The sequence below is a fragment of the Flavisolibacter tropicus genome (assembly GCF_001644645.1).
Lineage (GTDB): Bacteria > Bacteroidota > Bacteroidia > Chitinophagales > Chitinophagaceae > Flavisolibacter > Flavisolibacter tropicus.
Genome location: NZ_CP011390.1, coordinates 310,452 through 335,761, shown reverse-complemented (window position 1 = coordinate 335,761; position 25,310 = coordinate 310,452). Strand labels below are relative to the sequence as shown.

Annotated in this window: 30 protein-coding genes and 1 other RNA gene; 8 read left to right on the top strand and 23 right to left on the bottom strand. The window is 38.9% G+C overall.

Annotation, left to right across the window (positions count from 1 at the left end; all coding sequences use genetic code 11):
* The first annotated feature begins 162 nt into the window (after positions 1–162).
* Positions 163–321, top strand: a complete 159-nt coding sequence (locus SY85_RS25570) for a hypothetical protein (RefSeq protein ID WP_158512923.1) — start codon at positions 163–165, stop codon at positions 319–321.
* A 120-nt stretch (positions 322–441) separates the two neighbouring features.
* On the opposite strand, the gene SY85_RS01310 is transcribed toward SY85_RS25570, so the two are convergent.
* Positions 442–765 carry a hypothetical protein gene (locus tag SY85_RS01310; RefSeq protein WP_066401421.1) on the bottom strand — a complete coding sequence of 108 codons (324 nt, stop codon included), beginning with the start codon at positions 763–765 and terminating at the stop codon, positions 442–444.
* Between the two features lie 434 nt (positions 766–1,199).
* On the opposite strand from SY85_RS01310, the gene SY85_RS01305 reads away from it, so the two are divergent.
* Complete coding sequence (locus SY85_RS01305) at positions 1,200–1,826, top strand: ABC transporter ATP-binding protein (RefSeq protein ID WP_066401420.1); 627 nt, start codon at positions 1,200–1,202, stop codon at positions 1,824–1,826.
* 1,182 nt (positions 1,827–3,008) lie between these two features.
* Positions 3,009–3,269, top strand: a complete 261-nt coding sequence (locus SY85_RS01295; RefSeq protein WP_066401418.1) for an acyl-CoA-binding protein — start codon at positions 3,009–3,011, stop codon at positions 3,267–3,269.
* An 85-nt stretch (positions 3,270–3,354) separates the two neighbouring features.
* Here the strand turns inward: SY85_RS01295 and SY85_RS25395 are convergent, their stop codons facing one another.
* Together SY85_RS25395 and SY85_RS01290 are read right to left on the bottom strand one after the other, a co-directional pair.
* Complete coding sequence (locus tag SY85_RS25395) at positions 3,355–3,558, bottom strand: hypothetical protein (protein WP_148661095.1); 204 nt, start codon at positions 3,556–3,558, stop codon at positions 3,355–3,357.
* A 26-nt stretch (positions 3,559–3,584) separates the two neighbouring features.
* Positions 3,585–3,797 (bottom strand): hypothetical protein, encoded by a 213-nt coding sequence (locus tag SY85_RS01290; protein ID WP_066401417.1) that lies wholly within the window; start codon positions 3,795–3,797, stop codon positions 3,585–3,587.
* 14 nt (positions 3,798–3,811) lie between these two features.
* Between SY85_RS01290 and SY85_RS01285 the strand changes: the two genes are divergently transcribed.
* Entirely contained in the window at positions 3,812–4,237 is a 426-nt protein-coding gene (locus SY85_RS01285) for a cupin domain-containing protein (protein ID WP_226998967.1), read from the top strand.
* Positions 4,238–4,300: 63 nt separating this feature from the next.
* Here the strand turns inward: SY85_RS01285 and SY85_RS01280 are convergent, their stop codons facing one another.
* A complete protein-coding gene (locus SY85_RS01280) occupies positions 4,301–4,777 on the bottom strand; it encodes a GAF domain-containing protein (RefSeq protein WP_066401416.1) in 477 nt (158 codons plus the stop codon).
* A 116-nt stretch (positions 4,778–4,893) separates the two neighbouring features.
* Here SY85_RS01280 and SY85_RS01275 point away from each other — a divergent pair, with 116 nt between their 5' ends.
* Complete coding sequence (locus SY85_RS01275) at positions 4,894–5,385, top strand: hypothetical protein (protein ID WP_066401415.1); 492 nt, start codon at positions 4,894–4,896, stop codon at positions 5,383–5,385.
* Positions 5,379–5,798 (top strand): CPBP family intramembrane glutamic endopeptidase, encoded by a 420-nt coding sequence (locus tag SY85_RS01270; protein WP_066401414.1) that lies wholly within the window; start codon positions 5,379–5,381, stop codon positions 5,796–5,798. Before SY85_RS01275 ends, SY85_RS01270 begins: the two co-directional genes overlap by 7 nt.
* A gap of 544 nt (positions 5,799–6,342) precedes the next feature.
* Here SY85_RS01270 and rnpB read toward each other — a convergent pair.
* The 5 genes from rnpB to SY85_RS01245 all read right to left on the bottom strand — a co-directional run bounded on the left by rnpB (position 6,343) and on the right by SY85_RS01245 (position 10,886).
* An RNA gene (gene rnpB, locus SY85_RS01265) (RNase P RNA component class A) lies at positions 6,343–6,735 on the bottom strand.
* An 86-nt stretch (positions 6,736–6,821) separates the two neighbouring features.
* Positions 6,822–7,229 carry a hypothetical protein gene (locus tag SY85_RS01260; RefSeq protein ID WP_148661094.1) on the bottom strand — a complete coding sequence of 136 codons (408 nt, stop codon included), beginning with the start codon at positions 7,227–7,229 and terminating at the stop codon, positions 6,822–6,824.
* 57 nt (positions 7,230–7,286) lie between these two features.
* Positions 7,287–8,306, bottom strand: a complete 1,020-nt coding sequence (locus tag SY85_RS01255; RefSeq protein WP_066401412.1) for a Smr/MutS family protein — start codon at positions 8,304–8,306, stop codon at positions 7,287–7,289.
* Between the two features lie 129 nt (positions 8,307–8,435).
* Positions 8,436–8,909: a hypothetical protein gene (locus tag SY85_RS01250; protein ID WP_066401411.1), complete on the bottom strand. Its 474-nt coding sequence runs from the start codon at positions 8,907–8,909 to the stop codon at positions 8,436–8,438.
* A gap of 273 nt (positions 8,910–9,182) precedes the next feature.
* Entirely contained in the window at positions 9,183–10,886 is a 1,704-nt protein-coding gene (locus tag SY85_RS01245; RefSeq protein WP_066401410.1) for an amino acid permease, read from the bottom strand.
* A gap of 154 nt (positions 10,887–11,040) precedes the next feature.
* Here SY85_RS01245 and SY85_RS01240 point away from each other — a divergent pair, with 154 nt between their 5' ends.
* Complete coding sequence (locus SY85_RS01240) at positions 11,041–11,430, top strand: hypothetical protein (protein ID WP_148661093.1); 390 nt, start codon at positions 11,041–11,043, stop codon at positions 11,428–11,430.
* A 73-nt stretch (positions 11,431–11,503) separates the two neighbouring features.
* On the opposite strand, the gene SY85_RS01235 is transcribed toward SY85_RS01240, so the two are convergent.
* The 7 genes from SY85_RS01235 to SY85_RS01205 are packed head-to-tail and all read right to left on the bottom strand — an operon-like array spanning position 11,504 to position 17,942.
* Positions 11,504–12,469, bottom strand: a complete 966-nt coding sequence (locus tag SY85_RS01235) for a polyprenyl synthetase family protein (protein WP_066401408.1) — start codon at positions 12,467–12,469, stop codon at positions 11,504–11,506.
* A 37-nt stretch (positions 12,470–12,506) separates the two neighbouring features.
* Positions 12,507–12,875 (bottom strand): four helix bundle protein, encoded by a 369-nt coding sequence (locus SY85_RS01230; protein WP_066401407.1) that lies wholly within the window; start codon positions 12,873–12,875, stop codon positions 12,507–12,509.
* 51 nt (positions 12,876–12,926) lie between these two features.
* On the bottom strand, positions 12,927–14,975 hold the full coding sequence (gene rnr, locus SY85_RS01225) for a ribonuclease R (RefSeq protein ID WP_066401406.1): 2,049 nt from the start codon (positions 14,973–14,975) through the stop codon (positions 12,927–12,929).
* 3 nt (positions 14,976–14,978) lie between these two features.
* Positions 14,979–16,052, bottom strand: coding sequence for a tetraacyldisaccharide 4'-kinase (gene lpxK, locus SY85_RS01220; RefSeq protein WP_066401405.1), 1,074 nt, complete (start codon positions 16,050–16,052; stop codon positions 14,979–14,981).
* On the bottom strand, positions 16,042–16,611 hold the full coding sequence (locus SY85_RS01215; protein WP_066401404.1) for a 5-formyltetrahydrofolate cyclo-ligase: 570 nt from the start codon (positions 16,609–16,611) through the stop codon (positions 16,042–16,044). The genes lpxK and SY85_RS01215 overlap by 11 nt, the downstream gene beginning before the upstream one ends.
* Positions 16,612–16,614: 3 nt before the next feature.
* The gene (locus SY85_RS01210; RefSeq protein ID WP_066401403.1) at positions 16,615–17,169 is read right to left on the bottom strand and encodes an RsmD family RNA methyltransferase; all 555 of its coding nucleotides are present in this window, start codon (positions 17,167–17,169) and stop codon (positions 16,615–16,617) included.
* Positions 17,157–17,942: a DUF3822 family protein gene (locus SY85_RS01205; RefSeq protein WP_158512922.1), complete on the bottom strand. Its 786-nt coding sequence runs from the start codon at positions 17,940–17,942 to the stop codon at positions 17,157–17,159. The genes SY85_RS01210 and SY85_RS01205 overlap by 13 nt, the downstream gene beginning before the upstream one ends.
* 84 nt (positions 17,943–18,026) lie before the next feature.
* Between SY85_RS01205 and SY85_RS01200 the strand changes: the two genes are divergently transcribed.
* The gene (locus SY85_RS01200; protein WP_066401401.1) at positions 18,027–19,370 is read left to right on the top strand and encodes an MATE family efflux transporter; all 1,344 of its coding nucleotides are present in this window, start codon (positions 18,027–18,029) and stop codon (positions 19,368–19,370) included.
* Here SY85_RS01200 and SY85_RS01195 read toward each other — a convergent pair.
* The 7 genes from SY85_RS01195 to SY85_RS01165 all read right to left on the bottom strand — a co-directional run bounded on the left by SY85_RS01195 (position 19,367) and on the right by SY85_RS01165 (position 25,258).
* Positions 19,367–20,119, bottom strand: coding sequence for a hypothetical protein (locus SY85_RS01195; RefSeq protein ID WP_066401400.1), 753 nt, complete (start codon positions 20,117–20,119; stop codon positions 19,367–19,369). The genes SY85_RS01200 and SY85_RS01195 overlap by 4 nt on opposite strands.
* Before the next feature lie 6 nt (positions 20,120–20,125).
* Positions 20,126–20,491 (bottom strand): dihydroneopterin aldolase, encoded by a 366-nt coding sequence (gene folB, locus SY85_RS01190; protein WP_066401399.1) that lies wholly within the window; start codon positions 20,489–20,491, stop codon positions 20,126–20,128.
* 37 nt (positions 20,492–20,528) lie between these two features.
* Complete coding sequence (gene trxB, locus SY85_RS01185; RefSeq protein WP_066401398.1) at positions 20,529–21,476, bottom strand: thioredoxin-disulfide reductase; 948 nt, start codon at positions 21,474–21,476, stop codon at positions 20,529–20,531.
* Positions 21,477–21,539: 63 nt separating this feature from the next.
* On the bottom strand, positions 21,540–22,427 hold the full coding sequence (locus tag SY85_RS01180) for a DUF4249 domain-containing protein (RefSeq protein WP_066401397.1): 888 nt from the start codon (positions 22,425–22,427) through the stop codon (positions 21,540–21,542).
* Positions 22,428–22,508: 81 nt separating this feature from the next.
* On the bottom strand, positions 22,509–23,366 hold the full coding sequence (locus SY85_RS01175; RefSeq protein WP_066401396.1) for a sigma-70 family RNA polymerase sigma factor: 858 nt from the start codon (positions 23,364–23,366) through the stop codon (positions 22,509–22,511).
* 225 nt (positions 23,367–23,591) lie between these two features.
* Entirely contained in the window at positions 23,592–24,755 is a 1,164-nt protein-coding gene (locus SY85_RS01170) for a prolipoprotein diacylglyceryl transferase (protein ID WP_066401395.1), read from the bottom strand.
* Positions 24,756–24,841: 86 nt separating this feature from the next.
* Entirely contained in the window at positions 24,842–25,258 is a 417-nt protein-coding gene (locus tag SY85_RS01165) for a BrxA/BrxB family bacilliredoxin (protein WP_066401394.1), read from the bottom strand.
* Positions 25,259–25,310 lie beyond the last annotated feature (52 nt).

The following is a 25,310-nucleotide window of genomic DNA, read 5'->3' as shown; positions in this document are numbered from 1 at the left end:
ATAGAACCAGCCAGTTTACGTTGATCAATGGCCAATTACTTGCCCCATTCATAATGATAACGATCAATCTGCCACCTTAAAAAAACCTATTTCCTTTTAAGTAGTCATGCGTCTACCCTTGGCAAAACTTTTGCCTATAATAACTATAGGAGGGTGAGAAATATGTACGTATTAGACATGGCAGTTGGGTATGGCGATGGTATCAACGAAATCGCCTTTTTGTTGTCATTGGTTGTTATCGGTTTATTTTACCCAGCCTATCAAAAATGTATGCATGCAATCCGGAAAGAGGAAATGTTAGATCAGTTCTTAAAAGACTAATCTTTAAATGAAGGCCCCACTTTTCCAGTAAAAAGCCCATTCCTTAGAATGAGCTTTTCACGTTATCCTGCTTTACTGTTGTCTGCGTAATAGCGCTAGGCCTCCATCAATACCTAGAGCCTACTTGTTACTGCCCTTTTGACGTCCCTGGCCAGCTTTAAACCTTGCATGATGTGCTTCTTCATCTGTTAATGGGCGACCATCAGCATCATTGATATTTTGGGCTTCGCTATCAATATTCTGAGATTTATTACGGTTGATTCTACCTTCAGCAGCCGCCAGGTTATGCCCCTTATCTTTTATATGGCTGGCACCTTTTGCTTCATCTTGACGCGCCCGCTCTCCATCTCTTTCTGCGTGCTTCCTTTTACCTTCATAAGTTGGGCCTCCTTTTACTTGCTCTCTTATATCCTGCTCATTCTGACGGGGTTGCGGTGCTTGCACTTTTTTTATTGAGTTTCATAATCATTCCTTTTAAAGTACTTAATTGATACTCAAACTTTCTGCCGATTTAAGACTCATCATCTAATTAAGTAGCTATCTTATTTTTCAGCCCAGTTATCTTCTGACGGTGAGCTTATAGGCCCCTGAGCGGTTTCTTCATTTACGTCATCACTTTCTAGCTGTCGAGCTTGTTCAGTACTGCTATCTGTTTGAGGCCTTAGACTAGCATCTTTTGTCATATTATAATAGTTAGAAGTCCTTTCTTACTGCTTTGTGAATTATTGTTTTTGATACCCATTTCTTTTTTTTAAATACTTATCAGTGAAAAACTGGTGCCATAAACCCATTTAAAATCACAAAGGATACTTTCATCCCTTTTAAGAGGTTATTAGGAATTCAATTTTTAAGAAAGCCTATTTTAGATAAGTAATACTATGCTGCATTTAAACCATTATGAGAAAAGCTATGGCACTGCGCCAGTAATTTCTATACCCAACTTTACATTAAAAGAAGGTGTTTATTGGCTACAAGGTGAAAATGGCGCTGGTAAAACCACCTTGCTAAAAACCATTGCAGGACTCATTCCGTTTTCAGGCAGCATCCGGGTGCATGATATTGATATTCGAAAACACCGCATGCAATATCGAAGATTGGTGAATTGGTCATATGCAGAACCTATCTATCCTGATTTTCTTACAGGCACGGATCTCATCAATTTCTATCAGCAAACAAATCAGGCTGATGCTATTGACACTAATCGACTTATTAAAGCATTCGGTGTAGATCAGTATGTACATCAAAAGATTGGTACATACTCCAGCGGAATGACCAAAAAACTTTCTCTAATATTAGCATTTATGGGACAACCTAAGTGGATACTTCTGGACGAGCCTTTGATTACTTTAGATATTAAGGCCATAGATACCTGCTTATCCCTGATCCATTCATATAATCAACAGGGTGTCTCATTTTTGATTACTTCACATCAATCTTTTATGGACACAGCCCCTTTCCAGACTCAATTGCTTCGTATTGAAAACAAATCGCTGATAAAACAATGAAGCTCTTCAATTTGCTTCTTAAAATTTGGGCTATCCCTTTTTACAGGAGTAATGCCGGCTTTTTTCTTTTCTTCTTTTTCTTATTCTTTGGTACCGTTAGCCCTGGCTCGTTAGTTACTTATCATTTTTCACTAATTCAGTCAATTCTATCCTCAAATATCATTTTAGCAGGCGTTCTATTTCTATGGACCTGTTATAATCATAAATGCACACAGTTTATTTTCAATAGTATTACGAAAGAAGAGGGCAATTTTTTATACCAGTTTCAAGCATTACCGTTTAAAAAACAGATTGCATTACTCAGTTTAATTGAGTTATTCTTATTCTTTCCTATTCTTTCTTATATAACAATAGTGGTTGTAATTGCCTTGCATCAAAACCAGTTGCTGCAAGCAAGTATACTGATTCTCTTTGCACTTTCCATTTGTTCTATCAGCAGCATTTACTATAGTAATCTAATCAACAAAACGTGGATTTATAAAAAACCACTTCTAGCTTTCAATTTTTTCAAAATAACAAAACCCAAACACTTTCATTTTCTATTACTTCGATTATCATTTCAGAAAAAGAAGAAACAACTTCTTGTACTAAAACTGATATCTCTTATTGCCTTTTACATAGCCTTAGTTTGGAATGGTGATCGTTATGATCACGACTCACTTGTATTATTCTTACTGCTAATTATAATAACGCATGCGGCGCTTGCATTTCAGTTTGTTAGGTTTATAGAATTGTCATTGCAGTTCTTTAGAAACTTACCTATTCAACCTATCCGAATTTTCTTAATGTATTATATCACTTTTATAGTATTACTCCTGCCAGAGCTGCTTTATCTTATTTTAGCAGGATACCCCCTTCTAGGGATACAGCAAATACTCGCTGTTTATTTTACGTTAGTTCACACATTACTACTTTTTACAACAGTTCAGTATAGCGGAATTATTGACCGAAATGAATTTGTGAAAATTATTTTTGGCGTCAGCTTCGTCTCTGTCTTCTTTTTTAACAGTGAACAATATACGTGGTGGGCAACGCTCACAATTTTTATTGCTCTACTTTTATTTTTTACCAGTTACAGTTTATATGAGCCACCGCTAGACACCTAACTACATTATCGTTCAGTCAATAGAGTAATCACCAAACTGTAGTTTTATTTTATATATTCACCCAAACTTTGAGATCATGAATTTGCACGAACAATTTCAAAACGCAATAGCGGAAAGCAAAGCCTTAACCGAGAAGCCATCTAATGAAACATTATTGCAATTGTATTCACTATATAAACAGGGAACAGAAGGAGACGTTAATACAGATCCTCCAGCAAATCCATTTGATTTTGTGGCCAAGGCTAAGTACGAAGCTTGGAACGGACTAAAAGGAAAAACAAAAGAAGAGGCAATGCAGAGTTATATCAATTTGATAGATCGACTAAAAACGAATTGATAAACATTCTCTTTCAAAGAAGTTTCAGCCTTGTTTAATATATACAGAACAAGGCTTTTTTATTTTTCGACTACGTATAACCGTATTATATACTTTGGCGTTCGTAAAGATCGTTCTCCCACAATATCTGCCGTTCTGAGCGTATACGATGAGAAGTGTTGCCATTATTCCTAAAAAGCTCAATATGCTCTCTGAATTCTGGCCTACGGGTATTAGCAACCGGTTTATTATTCGATGGTGGATGGGGCGCTTTTTCTTCTCTGGCTGTTGGTTTTTTATCTCGAGACATAGTTTCAGTTTGATGATGTTAATAAATTAGATCAAATCCGTTTTGTCTTCACCTAAACGCGCTGTTTCTTCTTCATCTAAGTCATCATTAGGGCTATGGGATGTTAATTCAGCATCTTCTTCCATATCATGCTCGGCCTGCTTGTGCGCTGCTGCAGCAGCGTCAGCCTCTCGCCTGCTGATTTCTCGTGGCAAAGGATGCTCATGCCGACCGCTTGTATTTCCTTTCCGTTCTTGCATAAACCTTTTTCTAAATGTGCAATAAAATTTATGCCGATCTGTGCTTTAATAATATTTATCTCTCTAAAAAGAGGGAAGCCGTAATTTCCCTTAATAAAACTGTATTAGCAATGCCTTTCATAAATTTAAAAAATTTACCGACAAAAGAAATAATAAAAGGATATAAAGCTCAAACTATTCATACGGGAACGATGAGCTTTGTTTATTGGCATGTAGAAGCAGGCGCCACAATGCCCATACACTCTCACTTACATGAGCAAGTAGCGCATGTTTTAGAAGGTAAATTTGAATTAGTTGTTGATGGTGAAACACGTCTATTAGAACCCGGGATCGTTGCCGTTATACCACCTCATGTGTTGCATGGCGGCAGAGCTATTACTGAATGTCAGTTGTTAGACGTCTTCAACCCAGAACGGGAAGATTATAAATTTGAGCATTAAATAAAAAAGCTCATCCATATAATTATATGGATGAGCTTTTTTATTTAAACCGATCTTTCAATATTAATCTAATGGAATCAGTTTCACTATTGCTTCTAAATACTTTTGATCCGTTTCATCAAATTGGTCTAGTACCTCACTATCTACATCCAAAACTCCCTTAATTTCTCCATTATTAAATAGCGGAACCACTATCTCTGATTTAGAAAGGCTGCTACAGGCAATATGCCCAGGAAATTTTTCTACATCGGGTACGATCAACGTTTTTTCCTGCGCCCAGCTACTGCCACATACACCTTTGCCTTTTCTGATGCGCGTACAGGCTACCGGCCCTTGAAATGGCCCCAATACTAATTCATCTTGCTTGATCATATAAAACCCAACCCAAAACCAGCCAAACTGCTCTTTTAAAGCCGCTGCAACATTGGCCAAATTGGCTACCATATCCGGCTCGCCTTCCAACAAACCTTTTATTTGCGGAATTAAAGCCTCATATTGTTCCACTTTTGTTCCTTTTATAATAAGTAAGTCTTCTGCCATACATTCCAAATTTGGTGGCTAAATTAACCAAACCAGATGCTGCACCCAAAAACAGCTATATAATGCTTCTATAAAACCCCAGAGTTTGGCTATTTTACACCTCTTTTTAACGTCTCATGAGGTCTATTTTTGGTTATCTGCGGGAGTATTGGTTATCATTAAATAAAGGGGTATTTACAGTTAGTGTAAGCCTGATTAGTTTAATGATCTTTTGCAACTATCATTTTTCTATCAGTCCCTATTTAAGCAAGCAACCGTTTTACCTGTCAGTTTCAGGTTGGTATTTTATATTCCTACTTGCACTTTCTTTTCCTTACCTATTGTACTATAGCTTTAAGCATTTTACTCACCAATTCAATTCAAAGTTTGTTGCTTTGCTTTTAATAGCACCCGCTTTCTTTGCCTGGAAAATGGCCGCTAATCTCGACTTCGCTATCAGTTCCAACAAAGCAGATAATGAATATTGGAATCAGGTTATTTACTGGCCATTTAAGCTTGCCGTAATGTTTATTTGTTTAGGGATAACCTGGCAGTTTTTAATAAAGAGCAGCCATTTTATGGCACTACCACAAAAGGCTTTAAAGCAAAGCCTTACCTGCTTATGCTGATGATTATGCTACCGCTGATTACAGCTGCATCTACACAACCCGACTTTCTAGCCATGTATCCCAAAATAAAAAACATCGCCAATCATATACATGTAACCGAAGGCTGGAAAAAACTGCTATTTGAGCTCTCCTATGGCTCTGACTTTGTGGGCATCGAGCTCTTTTTCCGTGGTTTTTTAATATTAGCATTTGCCAAATGGGTGGGAAAAGATGCCATCCTTCCTATGGCTTTGTTTTACTGCACCATCCACTTTGGAAAACCGCTAGGCGAATGCATTTCCTCCTTTTTTGGTGGACTTATTTTAGGAGTGGTAACGTATCATACACGAACCATCTGGGGCGGCTTAATGGTGCATCTTGGTATCGCCTGGATGATGGAACTAGGCGGCTATATAGGCAATCTCTATTTTTAGCCCCATTGTGAAAGGCATTAATAAAGGCAATAATATATCACTCATTCCTCCCTTCAAACTTTCTTATAATTTAAGTGCACTCCTTAAGGGGTGCTTTTTTATGGAGTAAATCAAAATCATACTTTTTCTAATCCTGTCAATCCTTCCCCAAATCCCATTAATCCTTGGTACTTCCTTGCCTGCTACTCCTACGTTCCTTCATTGCTACGCCTCTGTCCCTTCATGGTTACTCCGTATGGAAGACTAGGTTACTCCGTATCTCACCCGTACCTCGGCCGATCCTTGGCCCTACCTCACCCGTACCTTGACCCGTATGTCGTCATCCGGTCACCCTTATAAACTCATAAGAAGTAGTAAAGAAAAGTGTAATAAGAAAGGCAGAAAACACCTTAAAAGAAGACCCTAAAGATACTAAAAGCAAGCGGCTTTCCCCCTCAATCCGCAATCGCCAATCTAAAATCTGCAATCACAAAACCCACCCGCCTCCAACCAATTTCAAACCCCAAACTCCCCAAATCTGCGATAATGAAATTAGGAGAGCAAAAATAACTGCAAGCCTATAAGCCGGATTCTGTATCCCGCCAGAAGCGGAACCACTATCATTTATCTGCGATGGTCATTACTGACTACCTGTATCTGCCTACCCTGGATCGCGTCCTGATTTTCAACAGGAACGAAGACGAGCCGCCTTCTGTCGATCCTATACATGGCATTTCAGCACGCAAGGTTTACCCGCCACTAGCGTTACCACTAGCAACCGTGGGCTCTTACCCCACATTTTCACCCTTACTCTGCCAAAGCAGAGCGGTTATTTTCTGTGGCACTGTCTCGCTCCCCGTTTGAAGGAGGATGTCCAGCCGTTAGCTGGATACGTTGCTCTATGCTGTCCGGACTTTCCTATCCCGATTTAAACGGAATCGATAGTGCAGCTTGCAGTATTGCAAAATTAACTACAGATGAGTGGATTTGAGGCAGATTAACGTGATTTTATTATTGCTTGATTCTTCCCCTTGTCTGTTATGATTACTCTACTTTGGTAAGTTCATAAACATCTTTAGATCCATTCCCATAAGAACGCCAGATTTTTAAGTGGTTCCCTTTTAGCTCATAATTGTATTCACCATTGAATACTAAAGCCCAATCAAAATCAGCCGTAAAATAACAACTGTTGGTTACCATCAGTTTGGATTGACTGATCGAAAATTTCCCAGAGCAAATGGCTGGATAATTACGTCTATCACTCAACCCGCTAAATGTATTCTTAGTAAAGTTCAAGGTTACGTTAGCTACTATTTCATTACTAAGTGTAGTACCTTCTGTTCTAACAAAAGTTCCCTTATAGGTAGCAGCAAATTCTTTATTCTTTTCCAATTTATCGCAACCAGTCAAAACCACTAACAGCAATGCAAAAAACAGCGTAACCAGTCTCATATTCTTCATTTGTCCCATTGACACTGGCCTAACCAAAACTGTTGCACTTCCTTTTGACTAATATTGAAAAAAGATCTCAGTAGCACCGTAACCGAAGGAAGAATGATATTGATTCACAAAAGACTTTACTTCTCTTTTCATTCGCAAAATATCATGGATCTCATTGCGTAAAACACCTTTTCCTACGCCATGGATAATAATCAGACTAGGCTGGCGATGGGCAACAGCCAACTCGTACCATTTTTCAAACTCACGGAGCTGAATATCCAATATTTCCATATTAGACATTCGCTCCCAGTTGTCTGTTAGTTTTTCAATATGAAGATCTACTACAGAACGTGCTGGAGGCAAATGTTTACGCACATCCTTCGCGTCATACACTTTCATACCCTTGGCGGAAAGCTTGCCCAGGTCCAACTTCTCTTCTTGTTGTCTGTTGGGATAGTTTTCAAATAGGCGATAAGCAAAGGTGGCCTCACCTTTTTGCTGTATTTCAGCTATTTTATCAAACAATTGCTTGGGCTTCAAACGCAATGTTGTTTCATAATATTCCGCTTTCAACTTTTCTGGAATGGGTAATGAAAACTCGAAAGCAAAGGTTGGACTATCGTTCATATCCGAAAAAGGAATATCATGCACGTAGAAATCAGTAAACGGTAACACTTCGTTCTTAAGCTCAAAATCAGTCTTACCAAAAAATTGCAGACGGTAAATAAAGTGGTAGGACTGCTCTGTCCGATTGATCAGGTAAATTTTTAATGTTTCTACTACATCATCGCCAAACTCGTCGGTTTCAAACTTGGGCAGAAAGGAAATCCAAACACCATCCACCACTTTTTCCCTGGGAAGGGTTTTCTCTTTACGTACATCTTCAACATAGCGCTTTTCCTTTTTCTGAGGAAACAGTTTCTTTTCCGTAAATCGCTTAAAATAAGGAAAGTCAAGCTGGTCAATATAAGCCGGGAAACGTACGCCCCTAACTTCTACCATTACCATCTTTTCATTAATAATGTCAATTACCTCTCCTTCTTCATTAGAGTGTAACACCAGTACTTTATCACCTATCTGAAACTTCATATTGCAAATGTGTATACAGTAAAATAGCTTCTTTTATTTCAATGACAAGTTCATTGAAATAAAAGAAGCTAGCAAAATTACGAACAAGTAATCAGGTTAGATAATTATAATATCACCACCATGAAGGTGCTATTGAAGCTCGGCATAAAATTCTCCTTCCGTAATAGTTACATACTTATTAGTGAAATCGTCATAAACGCGGCCACTAAAACTTCCTCTAACTGTAGAGCCCGATAGCTTGGTAATTGTAACATTTACCTGCGGGTTAGTAACTCTTTGAGTGGTATAAAGGTTATTATTTTCATCCCCATAAGCTATATGATACTCAAAATTGTCATTCTGTTGATATGTTCTCTCGACTATTGGAGATCCATCTGCAAAGTCAACAATTATTGTTTGATTTGTGTTTAATGTTCTGCGGCCACTTAAAACAAAATAGTACTCATTACCAATTTTGTTCTTACTGGCTACAATGGCAATTTTGTACTCTTTTACGACTCCATCAACCTTATGTTTAATATAAAAACTCTCTATTGCATTCTCTTTTTTGCATCCAGTTAGTAAGCAAAAAACAGCAAGGAAATAAAATAGGATTGGTTTCATGACAGTTAGAATTAGAAAAATATAATAAAAAGCTAGAGTTCAGCTTCTATCTACCAAATTAAAAAAGCCACTGTCACAGTGGCTTTACATATGTATTAAAATGTATTTTCTATTGTATAGATTGCGCATCTACACTGCCATTTTACCTTTTGGCTACCATACGTATGTGCTCAACTTCCAGTTTAGTTAAGCTGGTTTATTGTCTTGAGTAGTAGAAAATAAAAAAGGACTGTCCTCAAAACAGTCCTTTTTTATTTAATGAAGTGAGTCATTTCAGGCTTTTACGTCTGCCAGCTTGCTATTTCTAAATCCGTACAGGAAATAGATGAAAAGACCTAACGCCATCCAGGCAAAGAATACAAACCAGCTGTTAGCAGGAATCTCTACCATCAAATACAGGCAGAATAATACACCCATAATTGGAATAAAAGAATAGTTCCTAATTACTGTCAATACTGTAATGATTAGGGAAATAATGACAAATAATATGAACAGTACCTCCTGGTGGTTTTCGTTACCAAAGTTTGCAAAGGCATCTGTCAACCGTCCATGAAAGGCATATAGGAATAAAGCAAAAATTACAGGAATTATGAAGCGGCCGTTGATATACGGTAAAAAGAAACGTCCTGCTTCACGTGGGCGAGGTGGCAGCAATAGCACACCGCCAGCAACCAGTGCAAACGCAAATAAGGTACCAATGCTGGTTAGATCTGTCACTAGCGAATCCTCCAAAAACAGCGCGGGCACTGCCACTAAAAAACCCGTAACGATAGTTGCGAAAGAAGGCGTCTGATACTTAGGGTGAATCTTTTGAAATTGTTTTGGCAAAAGTCCATCACGGCTCATGCTCATCCAAATACGTGGTTGGCCTAACTGGAATACCAGTAGCACACTCGTTGTAGCCACAACGGCACTAACTGATATTACAGTTTCAATCCATGGTGCCCGGTTTGCAAAAACAAAGGCCAATGGATCATTCACATTTTGAAACTTTGAATAATTTTCTATTCCTGTCAATACTAAGGCTACCAGGATATAAAGTACGGTACAGATCAATAAAGAGTAGATCATTGCTCGTGGCATATCCCGCTGCGGATTCTTCGCTTCTTCTGCTGTTGTTGAAATAGCATCAAAACCTATATATGCATAGAACACAGCCGAAACACCTCTTAACACCCCCTCAAAGCGATTGGGCAGGAAGGGCGTCCAGTTATTGGTATCAACAAAGAATGCACCCGCAACAATTACAAAGATGATCACAGCTATTTTGAACATTACCATATAGTTAGCCGTTTGCTTACTCTCCTTTATACCCGTATACGCTAACCAAGTGATCAAAATAACAATAATACAAGCCGGCAGGTTAAAAAAGATATGCCAGTCGCCGATGGTTGGAGCTGAATTCCAGGCATCTACTGCAAACTGGTAATTCTTTAAATGAGTAGGATCAGTAACAGGTCCTGCAGCAAATGCTGTACTGGCTTCTGTAAAGGCCTTCTTAGCTGTCATCGGATCCACCAACATCCATTCGGGCAAATGGATATGGAACACATTTTCCAAAAGATTATTAAAATAACCACTCCAGGATATGGCCACTACAATGTTTCCAATGGCATATTCCAATATAAGGGCCCATCCAATAATCCAGGCTATAAGCTCGCCAAAAGTGACATAGGAATAGGTATAAGCACTTCCTGCTACTGGCACTCGGCTGGCAAACTCTGCGTAACAAAGGGCTGAAAATCCACAGGCAATTGCAGTAATAACAAACAAAATAGTAACACCCGGCCCCCCATTAAAAGCCGCATTTCCAATAGTCGAAAAGATACCGGCACCAATAACAGCAGCTATCCCTAAGAACGTCAAATCCCGAACGCCCAGTACTTTTTTCAAATTTCCAGCTTCCCCTCCATGTGTAGAATCATAGTCTTTTTTGATTTGATCAATGGATTTCTTCCGGAAAAGCGAATTCGCCATGTCTAAAATTTTTGAAGCGACAAAATAGAGAAAAAAGGAACAGCAAAGCTCAGGAGTTTTCTACATTCTGTGTTTTGTCAAATGTAAAGCTGACAAAAATCAGGTACTATATACATGCAAGTCAACAGATGGAAAATCAGCTAAAAGCAATTTTGTGAAACAAAACGAAATGACAATGGCACATACTATTCAACATTCTATCCCTACCTCTTATAAAATTACTACTGGTAAACCCACAGCCTTTAGCCGTTTTATTAATTGGTGCGAAGGCCAGGAAAAGAACCGCTTTGTTTGGTTGGGCTTGGCTTTAGCTGGCCATGGCTGTGCATTAACACCAATTACATTATTTGCAATTATTTTATCTGGCAACTTTATCTTTTTTTGGATCATGGCTATTGTGGCAATGATGACCGCACTGGTTACCAACTTGGCCGCTATGCCTACAAAATATACCATTCCAGCCTTCCTACTTAGTATAGTAATGGATCTGGCAATTATTATTTCCTGCTTAGCTATGGGCTTTAATTTAAACGCCGCTATGTAATCAAAATAATCGTTTTAAAGGGAAAAGGCACCTCATTTGGGTGCCTTTTTATTTTTAGAGAAAGTCTTCAAACCTAGTGTTCTCTTTCCACAAGATAATTTGCCAATTGTTTTAGAGGCTCTTTCCGTTTAGCTACAACAGCTATATCTTCTAAATGAGTAAAGGCTTCATTCATAAACTGCTCTTTTAATGAAGCAGCCCATTGATCTACCTTACAAGCCTTAAATATGGCTAGCACTTGCTCCACCTTATTATCCCCATCAGAATGTAAAAGCTCATTTAATGCCGTCTTCTGATCGGCAGATGCAGCCTCTAGAGCATGAATCAGTAAAAAGGTTTTTTTATTGGCCTTAATATCACCGCCCACCTGCTTTCCAAACTTATCCGGGTCTCCAAAGGCATCCAGATAATCATCTTGCACCTGGAATGCCAGCCCCAATTTCCGCCCAAACTCATAAATAAGCTGCTGGTTACGCTCGCTCGCTCCACCTAATATTGCACCTAATTGCAGACTGGCAGCCAACAGAACCGAAGTTTTAAGGTTGATCATATTCAAGTATTCCTCAAATCCTACCTCCTGCTTTTTTTCAAAGTCCATATCCAGCTGCTGGCCCTCACAAACTTGACGGGCTGTTTTATTAAAGAGGGCAATTATATTCTTGGAATAATCCCTTGAAATGGCATTCAAATAATCATAAGCCTTAACCAACATTACATCACCTGCTAATAAGGCTGTACTTTGACCATATTTTTCATGAACAGTTTGCATCCCTCTGCGTAGCGGGGCGTTATCCATTATATCATCATGAATAAGGGTAAAGTTGTGAAACAGTTCAATGGCCTTTGCTACGGGCCATGTATCAGGGTTTATAACATCAAACAGGTCATTGCCCATCACACATAATACGGGTCTGATCCGCTTACCTCCTAATTGTAAAAAATAGCGATTAGGATCATATAATGTTTTAGGCGAAGCTGGAAAATGGTCAACTTCAAATTTTTCTATAAACAGCTTCGACAGTTCTTCAAATGTGTACATATACTAAAATGCGAAAGGGGAAACGCGAAATGCGAAATTACTTTCCCTTGTTATTTAGAACTTTATTTGCTTTGGCTGTTTTTCCAGAACTGGTAAAAATAGCCGTTAATTCTTTTGATTCTTTTAATAATACTTGAAGGGAATCTGAATTGTGGGTATTAGACTCGGATATCAATTCCAACCAAAAAGTTGATTCATCAGCCTCTTCTTCTACGATCCCAATTTTTGAAATAAACTCAGCATGAGAGCGGGATCTACATGCAGCCCTGTAATTAGCAGCTACACTAGTTGACGAACGTAATAATTGTTTGTTGAGGACATCAGCAATCTTATCTGACGGAATTTCTTTTATTAACTTGATAATATTCAAAGCAAATTCCTTGGTACGAATTTTAAATTCAGTCATATTTTGGTAGTTTACACTTCCGCAATCCGAAATTCACATTCCCCATTTCCCTTAATCTTCTGTGCTCTTTTTCTTTTTCCGTTTTGCTTTTTTAGGTGCCTCTTCAACGACATTATTGTTTTCAAATGATTCGGCAGTAGTCGAAAGCACCCATTCATAATCTAATTGTCTCTTCTCTAAATTCGCCGCTACAACTTTAATACGCACTTTATCTCCCATCCGGAACTTACGTCTACTCCGCATTCCTACTAATGCATATTCTGTATCAACTAAGCGGAAATCATCATAATCCGACAAGGTAGTTATACTCACCATTCCTTCACATTTGTGTTCTACAGTTTCTACCCAAAAGCCAAAAGCCGAAACCCCACTTACAACGCCTTCAAACTCTTCGCCCAGGAAGTTTTGCATATACTCCACCTGTTTGTATTTATTAGCTGCCCTTTCCGCTTCCATAGCGGCCCGTTCCCGCTCACTACTATGCTTACACTTTTGCTCCATTTTCTTATCGGGCTTAATGTTATCCCTTAATACCCCTAAAAGCACCCGATGCACCAGGATATCTGGATAACGACGTATTGGAGAAGTAAAATGACAATAGTTCTCAAAGCCTAAGCCATAGTGACCAATATTTTCGGTTGTATAAACGGCCTTAGCCATTGTGCGTATACCTAACTGCTCCAATACATGCTGCTCTGGCTTTCCTTGGGCATCTTCCAGCATTTGATTGAAGGATTCAGCAATTTTTTCAGGTGAAGACATGTCGAACTTATGTCCAAACTTGCGGGCAAAGGCCATAAAGGGCAAAAGTTTTTCTTCACTGGGCAGATCATGTACCCTGTAAGGAAAAGGCAACGGCTTTTTATTGATCTCAATTTCTGATACGTGTTGTGCCACATATCTATTTGCCAAAAGCATAAATTCCTCAATCAATTGGTGGGACTCTTTGCTTTCCTTAACAACAACCCCAATCGGCTTACCTGTTTCGTCCAGCTTAAACCGCACTTCCTGAGAGGAGAAATTAATAGCACCACTGTCAAAACGCTTTTTCCGTAAGCGCTGGGCAATATTGTTTAACAACAATATTTCGTCCAAAAGATGCCCCTCTTGCTTCTCTATTATTTCCTGAACCTCTTCGTAAGTAAAACGGTGGTCAGAATGTATAGCAGTCTTGCCTAGCCAGTATTTCTTTACGGCACCTTTCGGCGTCATTTCAAATACGGCCGAAAAAGTCAATTTATCCTCGTGTGGACGCAATGAACAGAGTACGTTAGAAATATGCTCAGGGAGCATTGGGTTCACGCGGTCGGGCAGGTAAACGGATGTCGCCTTTGTATAGGCTGCTTCATCTAATGCAGTACCTTCTTCCACATAGTGGCCCACATCAGCAATATGCACACCTATTTCATAATTCCCGTTTTTCAATACGCGAATAGATAATGCATCGTCAAAATCCTTTGCATCTACGGGGTCTATAGTAAAAGTTAGCGTGTTTCTAAAGTCTCTTCTTTTATTGATCTCAGCCTCTGGTATCACATCACTAATTCGTGCAGCTTCCTCCATTGCTTCTTCAGGAAATTCTAGCGGAAAGCCATTTTCCAACAAGATTTCCTTCATAGCCATGTCATTGGCATCTTCTGCAGCCAGCACAGTTACCACCTCTCCCACTGGACGCTTTCCGGTCCCTTGCTCCCACTCTGTAATACGTACAACAACACGATCATTTTCATTCGCATTGTTGAAGTTTTTTTCCGGGATATAAATATCCGGCATCCGGTTCTTGCTGTCTCCCACAAAAAAGGCAAAACCTTTATTCATTTCCAGCTTGCCTATAAACTCGAGCTGCTTACGTTCCAGTACTTCAACCACTTCCCCTTGCATGCGCTTCCCATCACGGTTCGGCTTCACATGAATTCTTACAGTATCGCCATTCAAAGCTGTATTGAAATCGGGGGGACGAACTAAAACATCAGATTCCAAACCTTCCACAATTACAAACCCCATCCCTGAACGGGTTATTTCTAATCTTCCCTTGTAAGTTTCTTTCTGACTGCCTTTCCGTTTGCCTTTCTTGGTATTCTTATTGTTTTTTCGGCCCATGCTTTAAACAGATTGTTTAAAATTTTCAATGAATTTAATAACTATATCATCAAACATTGTTCCCTGCTCAAATAAGAATTTGTGCTCAATAGGTATAACGTAGAAAGGAAGTGACTGTAATTCAGAATCAAACTTCATCAGCCGCATGGCATCCTTCTCTGTAGTAAGAATCACTTTATGCTCAGCATCAATACCCTCAAAACGCTTTTTAATGTCGCGCCAATCATCAATAGAAAATATATGATGATCACCGTAATTCATCATAGTATAGGTGTGAATGAGGCTTTCCAGGTACTCTTTTAGTGGCCTCGGATTAGCTATGCCCGTAACTAATAAAACCTCTGTCTGTTGGTTTAGATCAAAGGAAGTATAATTTGTAATATGGTATGGAGTGCCATAAGATATGGTAGTAAAAAATACCTGTTGATTAGATAACGGATTTATCTCTTTTATAAGCTTATCCCTTTCTGTTATAGATAAGTCGGTCCGGCATTTGGTAACAATGATCACATCTGCCCTTTTATAACTGCTACGTTGATCTCTTAGGTCGCCTGTTGGCAAAAAGAAGTCGCGGGTAAACAGGTTATTGCAATCGGTTAGCAGAATGTTGAAACCCGGTTTTATAGCGCGATGTTGAAAAACATCATCAAGTATAACAATATCTGTTTCTGGGCGGTCATGTAATAATTGGGGAATGGCCACAATACGCTCTTCCCCAACGGCTACAGGTATATCAGGAAACTTGCGATGAAACTGCATAGGCTCGTCACCTATTTCAAGAGCTGTAGTTCGCTCATTCGCTAACGCATAGCCCTTAGTTTTACGTTTATATCCCCGGCTTAATGTAGCTACTTTATATTTCTGCTTTAAATGAGCCACCAGGTACTCCACCATCGGCGATTTTCCCGTACCTCCTACAGATAGGTTACCAACACCAATTAGTGGCAAACCAAATGAAGTGGATTTAAGTACGTTTTTCTTATATAACCAGTTACGAAAGATGACTATTCCACCATATAAAAAAGCAAATGGAAGAAGTAGAATGCGAAATGACTTCAAAAACCAATTAGAAAACATAAACCTGTTGCGGTGTAATACAAAGGTCTAAAGGTACGTCAAATTCACCCGTATCCTCAATGGCTTCAACAGGCTCAAAATAAGAAACGCCTACAATCAGGCAATCTTCATGGCACTCCTTCAAAAAACGGTCATAAAATCCTTTTCCATAACCAACACGATGCCCGTTCATATCAAAGGCCAATAATGGAACAATGATCATATCCAGCTCCCTTGGATCAATAACCTCCCCCTGAACGGGTTCAAATATGCCATATTTATTTTCCTCAAATGATGTATCCGCTGTGCAATGTATAGCATGCATCGTATGGCTATCAAAATTGGCTCTTGGATAAAAAAATTGCAAAGAGGGATTTCTAAAATGCAAATAATCAGTGAGAATAAACGAATTGATTTCTTTCATCTCTAAAATAGGATAAAAGCTAAGCACATTCGTAACCTGAGGCCAATCTACTGTTTGAAATTGAATCAATAGCAAGTCATCCCCTTTCAGTTGTTCCGAAGCAGACAACTCTTCCTTCTTCTTTTTATAGATCCTACGGGCCTCTTTTTTTAGCATATCCTATTCTGTAGTAGCAAAGCTGTTGACAAACAAGGAAAAGATTGTAGTTCCATAGCTTCTCTCCCATTTAAAATAAGGAAACGTTTTATAATCGTTCCTTGGTGTATGTTCTAAAATAAACCAACCATTCACTTTCAATAATTTCTTTTCAAATATGAGTTTGGGTAATTCATCAATAGTTTGTAATGCATAGGGAGGACCTGCAAAAATAAAATCATACTGCTCACCGCTGTTTTCAATAAACTTGAAAACATCCGACTTCACAACCTTAAAGTTTTCCAACTTCAAAGCCTCTGCCGTTTTCTTAATGAAGTTAAACATCTGTGTGTCCTTCTCCACAATGGTTAGGTCTTCTACACCTCTTGACGCTAACTCATAACTGATACTACCTGTACCGCCAAATAGATCCAGGGTCTTTAAATCTTCAAAGTCCAGATTGTTTTGAAGAATATTAAACAACCCCTCCTTGGCAATATCGGTTGTAGGGCGGGTGTATGGCATATTTGTAGGTGGATTAATCCGTCTACCACCAAGATCTCCACTTATGATACGCATGCTGCTAAATTATAAATAGACGTAAAAAAATGTGATGGATAAGTATCACCCTCAATTGAAGGCATTGTTGACGTGGCAAATTGAATGTTTGGAAAATACTGGTACATTTCTCTATACAAGTCAGAGCTTTCTTCAATAAGACCAGAAATTATCAAAACAGTCTCTTCTTTAGATAGATTAAATTCATCAACAATTTTCATTAAATAATAGACAACATCTAATGGTGACTGATAGCTGTAGAGTTGTGCTAATTGAAGCTGGCCACTTTTTTTAACCAATACGGAAAACTGATTAGGTGAAAAATGAACTGCTATTTGTTCGCTGGCCACTATCCCGTTATCTCCTTTTAAAGCTACAGTAAAGAAGTTGATATAAGATACATTGGAGAACTTATGGTTGATCACATTATGAATGGCTTTAGGCAGCAGATAATGATTTTTTACTTGCCATTCATTTACATTATCCGAAAGCGCAACCACAGGTTTTGCAGAATTGTATAAATTCTGCAAAACCTCTTCCCCATTATAACCTAATGGTGTAAAAATGGATTCAGGAAAGGCCGATGAAACAATTATAGTTCCTGAGCTTGTCACCTCATTAATTATAGTCTGGATCGTTGCTTCATCCAGTTGGTCATATGTATTGTAGGTCAGCCAGGAGAGTTGATTTGCCTTGGAATCAAAACCGGCCAGGCAACAGTGTTGTCGGCTCCACTCACATAATACCTTATTCACATTCTTACTTTGATCCCCTAGTTGAAATAGCGTTTTCACTGAACGTTGTTTGTTGCAAAGTAAGTATAATCTGCTTATTGTTCCTGATGCCGTAGGCTTTTCCATTACTTTTGCTCCCTTGTTATGTCAACGTCTTTACAAGTAGAAACCAACTATAAGCAGATCTGGAAAATTGCCTTACCAATAAGCCTAGCCTTACTGGTCCCTCAATTGAACCTGATTATCAATAATATTTTTTTAGGTCACCACAGTGAAACTTCACTTGCTAATGCCAGTATTACCGGTGTTTATTACCTGATCTTTGGCGGTATTGGGTATGGATTGAACAATGGTCTGCAAATGCTTATCTCGCGACGCGCCGGAGAAAACAGGCCTGAAGAAATCGGCAAGATCTTTACACAAGGGATTTTTATCGCTCTTTCAATAGCTACTGTAGGCATTTTGTTTACACTGTTTGCTGCGCCTCTCATATTTAAAACTTTCTTATCAGAAAGTCAGGCTACCCCGGTTATAAATTTTCTAAACATCCGAATACTGGGACTTCCCTTTTTGTATATCTACCAAATGCGGAATGCATTACTAGTTGGAATTAATCAGAGTAAATTTTTAGTTGCCGGCACCTTGGCTGAAACCATTGCTAATGTATTCTTTGATTATGCGCTTATTTATGGCGGATTTGGCTTTCCTGCTATGGGATTTAATGGTGCAGCAGTAGCATCGATTATTGCAGAGTTTACCGGCATGTTTGTCATCTTTATGGTATTGCGCCAAAAAGGGATTACAAACACTTATGGTTTATTTCAATCATTTCAGTTGGATAAAGCAAATGCCCGGTTGATCTTAAAAATAGCCGGTCCCCTCATTTTTCAACATGCCATTTCCATTATTAGTTGGTTTTTCTTTTATATGCTGGTAGCGCGTAATGCTTCACAAACTGGTTTAGCTATATCTACTACCATGCGCACTGTATTTGGCTTTTTTGGCACTTTTATCTGGGCCTTGGCTTCTACAGCCAATACAATGGTGAGCAATGTAATCGGTCAAGGTAAAAAAGACCAGGTAGTCAAATTGGTTACGAAGATCATGACCCTTAGTGTAAGTATTGCTGCAGGTGTTTTTATCATATTGAATGTTTTCCCGCAGTTCTACCTTTCTTTATTCCGATCAGATGCAGCTTTTATAGAAGAAGGTATCCCTGTTATTCGAACGGTTGCTGTGGCAATGTTATTTATGTCATTTGGTACCATTTGGCTAAATGCTGTTACAGGTACTGGTAATAGCAGGGTTACTTTTTTAATAGAATTGGGAGCTATAATATTTTATTGCACCTATGTATTCTTAGTTCTGGAAGTATTCAAGCTGGGTATTTTATGGGGATGGATGTCCGAACTTCTATATTGGTCAATTCTATTTTCACTTTCGTATTTCTATATCCGTAGTAATAAATGGAAAAAAATGACAATTTAGTTGCTCAATTCTTTTAGCAAAGTTGCTCCTTCAGCTTTGATGCGGTTGTCATCCAATGTTTTATTGGGAAGTGTTGGAAGTTTGCGCAAACATTCAATAGCCTTTGATATTTCATCATTTCGGTTATAGGCCTTTGCCAGCTCCAGGTAATTCAGAGCAAAATTGGGTTCAAGTGCTTTTGCTTTCTCGTAGGCTTTTATACTTTCTTTTAAGGAAGCTTCTGGCAATCCACCATACATTATGCGAACGCCTGCTTTCTCTAACATACTTAAATTGCTCACTTCATAATGCCATTTTCCTAATACATGCCAGGCACGCCCATGATTGGGATTCAGCTTAATAGCTTTTTCAGCATTAGCGCGAATTTCTTTTACAGTATTGATCTTGTCCCTACCTGATTGAGCTAAAGCATAACGTCCCATGGCAACCGCTAATGCATAGTATCCATCGGCAGCATTGGGATTCACTTTAATAGCAGCTTCAGCATACGATTTACCAGCATTAAAAAAAGCTTGTTTCTTTTCTTTAGTAGATTGGCGGTTACCTATTCGGCTACAAAGCTCACTTATCTTCCATAAGGCGTTGTAATTATGTGGATTAATTCGAAGGACTTGTTTTAAGGTCTCAAATGCTGCATTTTCATTTAATGCCGCCTCCTGCTGACTAGCTTGTGCCAAAAGCTGCTGTTCGTCTTGTGCCTTGGAGAATAAAGTGCAAAAAGAGAACAGTAAAAGAATGGTGGTCTTCATTCAGTATTACTTATATCGTTTAGAATAGGTAACGCCTACCGTTCCGGCAAAGTTGGTTATGGGTGCATGTACTTTTCTGATTGTTATGGAAACCTTCTTTACAAATGGAAATTGCTGTTGAATCCGGTCAGCTATTTGCATGGCGCATGTTTCAAGCAGCCCCTTTTGCTGATACATAATCTCCTCAATCAGCTGGTACACTTTTACATAATCAACTGTTTCATCAATGGCCCCTACTATGTCTTTAGGAGCCTTGTAAGTAATGAATGCATCTATTTCAAATTCATTACCTACAAGAGCTTCTTCTTTATACAACCCATGTCCGGCAAAAAACCGCACATTTTGTAACTGTATAGTCAGGGCGCCTGCCATATTCTATTATAGAGTAAAAACTGGTATGAATTGCTGCTTAATGGAAACCCTTTTCAGAAAGATATCGTTCAGCGTCTAATGCTGCCATACAGCCGCTTCCAGCTGCAGTTACTGCCTGGCGATAAATTTTATCTTGAACATCACCGGATGCAAAAACACCTTCTATATTCGTTTTTGAAGTTCCGGGTATTGTTTCTATGTAACCGGCTTCATCCATTTTTAGCCAGTCCTTAAAAATGTCAGAGTTGGGCTGATGACCAATGGCAACAAAGAACCCTTTGATAGGGACTGTTGTTAGTTCTCCAGATTTATTGTTTTTAATGCGAACCGCTTCTACTGTTTTCTCACCTAATATTTCATCAGTTTCTGAGTTCCAATAAACCTTAATGTTAGAAGTATTCAACACACGGTCCTGCATGATCTTGCTGGCTCTCATTTCATCACGACGCACCAACATATGAACCGTTGTACATAGCTTAGAAAGATATAAAGCTTCTTCTGCAGCTGTATCACCGGCACCTACAATAGCAACTTCTTTTCCTTTAAAGAAAAAGCCATCACAAACAGCGCATGCACTTACGCCATATCCATTCAATCGCTGCTCACTTTCTATTCCTAACCATTTAGCAGAGGCTCCTGTAGCAATAATGATTGCATTGGCCTCAATTTCCTTTTCATCGTCAATCCATACCTTATAAGGCTGCTTTGAAAGATCTACTTTAGTAGCTAAACCATAGCGCAGATCTGCCCCCATACGCTGTGCTTGTTTCTCAAAATTGATCATTAACTCAGGACCTTGTATACCTTCAGGGAAACCTGGATAGTTTTCAACATCAGTGGTAATGGTTAATTGCCCTCCAGGCTGTATACCTTGGTATAAAACCGGCTTCATGTTCGCACGAGCCGCATAAACGGCAGCCGTATACCCCGCCGGACCAGAGCCAATAATTAAAAGCTGTACTTTTTCTATAGTGGAATTTTCCATTGCTTGAAAATGATTAACGCCAAAAATACTAGTAATTCAAAAGTATTGACAAAAAGAAATACACTATTGTGGAATAACCAGCTGGCGGTATTGAGAGGCGTATCCTCCAAAATAACCCAGTGCATTGCCTTTTATATTCGAAATGACCTTTGTAGGTGTAGAGAAAGGATTGCCAACAGATTGATAGGTATATTCCATAGTTCGCCAGAAATCATATGTAGCCTTGTCTATATTGCTTAATTTAACTGCAACCGTGTCTCCCTTATGAAAAACACTCTCCTTCTCATTATCACTCCAGCTTTTGTTTCTATTAAAACCAGGTTCTACTTCCAATTCATAAGTGGTTCCATCAATTATTAAATCATCAAAGACAGAGTTTAATCCTGGTAAAAAGCTCTCTCGATTCTTTTTAGTCCAATACCGCACATAGTCTCCAAATCCAGGTGGGTCTGTGGCCTTCATGATTACCGTTGCTTTCTTATTGGAAGTATCATTAGGCGTAGGCTTCCACCAAATAGAATCAATCTTTTTAGTGATATTAGGAATAGTAGTAGCAGCAGAATATTGTTCGTTTTGGCTAGTTATGTTTAAGGTGTAAGCCATATTCAATTCGCCAGTAATGGCCGTTGATAAAGAAGATGAATCAGTTGAATAATAGTAATAAAACAAACCAGGCCCCACGGGTATTGCATATTCTTTTAAGCGATGTGTTTGACGCTGGTTAGAAATTTCAACTATGGCATTATGAACGAATATACCGGACAACTGTTGTAATGAAATCGTTGAAAAATAATCAATCGAATTACTTAAAATCACTATTGGAGCTTGCCCATTTTCAATGGTAGCTTCTATGGTTAACTTGGGCTGCGTTTTCTCCAGCTGAAAATCTACTTTTTTTTCACAACTGAAAAAGCTTAATGAAATGACAAAAAGTAAAAGGCTGTTTTTCATAACTACTCGTAAAGTTATTAAACAAAACGGCCTTGGTTTAATTAAACCAAGGCCGTTTAAAACCCATCAATTTGTATCGTATTAGCCCAAATAGGCTTTTAACGCATTGCTATAACGAGCTTTCTGCAAACGCTTAATCGCTCTCTCTTTGATCTGACGAATACGTTCTTTTGTAAGGTCGTACTTCTGACCAATTTGTTCAATGGTAACACCATTTTCACCATCCAAACCAAAGTATGCATTTACAATCTCGGCTTCTCTAGGTGATAGTGATTTTAATACACGACGAATTTCATTACGCAAAGAATCTTTCATCACATCATCATCGGTATCATCACCACCTTCTAATAAATCACCCATGGCTACGTCTTCTGCTTCATGTACAGGAGCATCTAACGAAGTATGACGGGTATTGCTTTGGAAAATGTTGTTGATCTCTGTCTCACTCATTTCCAGGATATCAGCTAACTCTTCTGTACTTGGTTCACGCTCATGCTCTTGTTCAAAAGCCATGTACGCTTTGTTAGCTTTATTGTAGGTGCCAATTTTGTTTTGAGGCAAGCGGACTAAACGACCCTGCTCTGCCAATGCCTGTAAAATGGACTGGCGAATCCACCATACAGCATATGAAATGAATTTGAAACCCTTGGTTTCATCGAAACGTTGAGCGGCCTTGATCAAACCTAAATTACCCTCGTTGATCAAATCGCTTAAAGACAAACCCTGATGTTGATACTGCTTTGCTACTGAAACCACGAAACGGAGGTTGGCTTGCACCAACTTATCCAATGCACGCTGATCCCCCATTTTGATGCGCTGGGCAAGTGTAGTTTCCTCCTCAGGTGTGATCATCGGAATCTTTGAGATCTCCTGGAGGTACTTTTCTACGGCTTGGGAATCGCGGTTCGTGATCTGGGTAGCAATTTTAAGCTGCCTCATGTTATTTATCCTTGTTTTTTATAATGAACGAAATAAAGACCAATTTGAGCTGCAGGATAATGCTAATGTGTAGTTAAATACATCTCGACACTATCTGCAAAAGTACAGCGCAAAACCCATAATTCATAATGATTTGCCACATAATATGCGCATCAAAAACTATACTACACCATAGCAATTACGCATCATGAGGGTTAACTCTTAGTAGAGAACTGGTACTAATAACTATGATTTAACAACTCTACTATTAAATCTTTTTGAAAGGAATACCCACAAGGCTATTCCAGTAACAATAAGTCCAATAGCTATAACTTCTGCTTGTGTAGGATGTAGACCAAACAAATCCATTTGATTGTTTACTCGGATAGTTTCAATTAGGAAACGTTCAATGCCATTGAGGATAAGATAGAGGCAAAAAATGGCACCATAGGGTTTTAACCTTTTGCGTAAACTCCAAAGAATTAAAAACAAAATTGTTGAGGCTATAGTTTCATAAAATGCAGTTGGATAAACAGTTTGTGGAAGTTGATTACAATAACGCCCAACACAACCCGGAATAGCAACACCAGCCTCATTTACATTATGAGGATAGTTATAAGCCCACATCCAGTTAGGCAACCATTCAAATGGCTTTGGGCTTGTATTAACAATTCCCCAATCACCATCACCGGCTACATGGCAACCAATACGGCCAATAGCATAAGCCAGCATTAAAGCAGGCGCCACTGCATCAGCCAAATGACGCAAAGGAATTTTATTTTTTCTGGCAAATAGAATAATAGCAATGGCAGCACAAATAAGTCCGCCATAAAAAGTTAGCCCTGCAGGAGAAAGTAAATAAGCTGCAGGATGTTCTAAAAAGTCACTCCAGTTCTCAAAAATATCAAAAAGCTTAGCACCAACGATCCCAAAGATCAATGCAAGCACAGTTATCTCTCCTACCCGATCTTGAGGCCAAATACGAACAGTTCGTTTTTCAGGTTGCGGTAATTGACGCTTTCTTTTTTCCCACCATTTCAAACCCGCAAAGAACAAACCTAAACCAATTCCTAAGGGCCAGTTACCCATACCCGAAAAGATAAAAGTCTGAGGATCTTCTTTTGCTTCAGGACTTAAAAAGAAAAGAGCAAGAATTTTATATCCCAGTACAAAGCCTAAAATAAAATTGGTCGCCAATTCCCAAGGAGTTGCTGGCTGCCCAACTAACACTTGCTCGTCAACCGGTTGCAATAAACCAGCTTTACTTTTACGTTTAAGCTCTGCTGTAAGAATGGAAGCAGCTGCTAAAAATGCAAGTGCTACAAAAAAACCAAATGAATTAACAAACCGAAGGGCCGGAATATCAGCTCCAAATAAATCTTTAAAAGCGTAGTAAAGGTTGGGATACATGTAAAGCGTTTATAGTTTGCGGTTTATAGTTTGAACCGGCAATATTAGTCCATAACTACAAACCACAAACTACTTACTTGGAAAGTTTAGTTGCAATAATGGTCAAATGCACTGATTAGGTTAGTTGCAATCATTTGTGCAGAACGGCCCTCAATCTGATGACGCTCGATAAAATGAACCAACTCTCCATCTTTAAACAAAGCAATAGCTGGAGAAGATGGAGGATAAGGCATTAAATGTTGACGCAAGGTTTGCACAGCTTCTACATCAAAGCCCGCAAAGGATGTAGCTAAAAAATCAGGTTTCTTAGCAGCGTTTGCAACAGCCATTAACACACCTGGGCGAGCCGTACCAGCTGAACAACCACAAACAGAATTGATCATAACTAAAGTTGTTCCCTTCTGTTGCAGTTGAGATTCCACTTCCTGGCCATTCAGTAATTCTTTAAAACCATTTTCTGTCAACTCCTCTTTCATGGGTTGAACTATTTCTACTGGATACATACTATTATAATTTTTGCAAAGGTAGCAAACTGTAATTATTACAATAATAAAC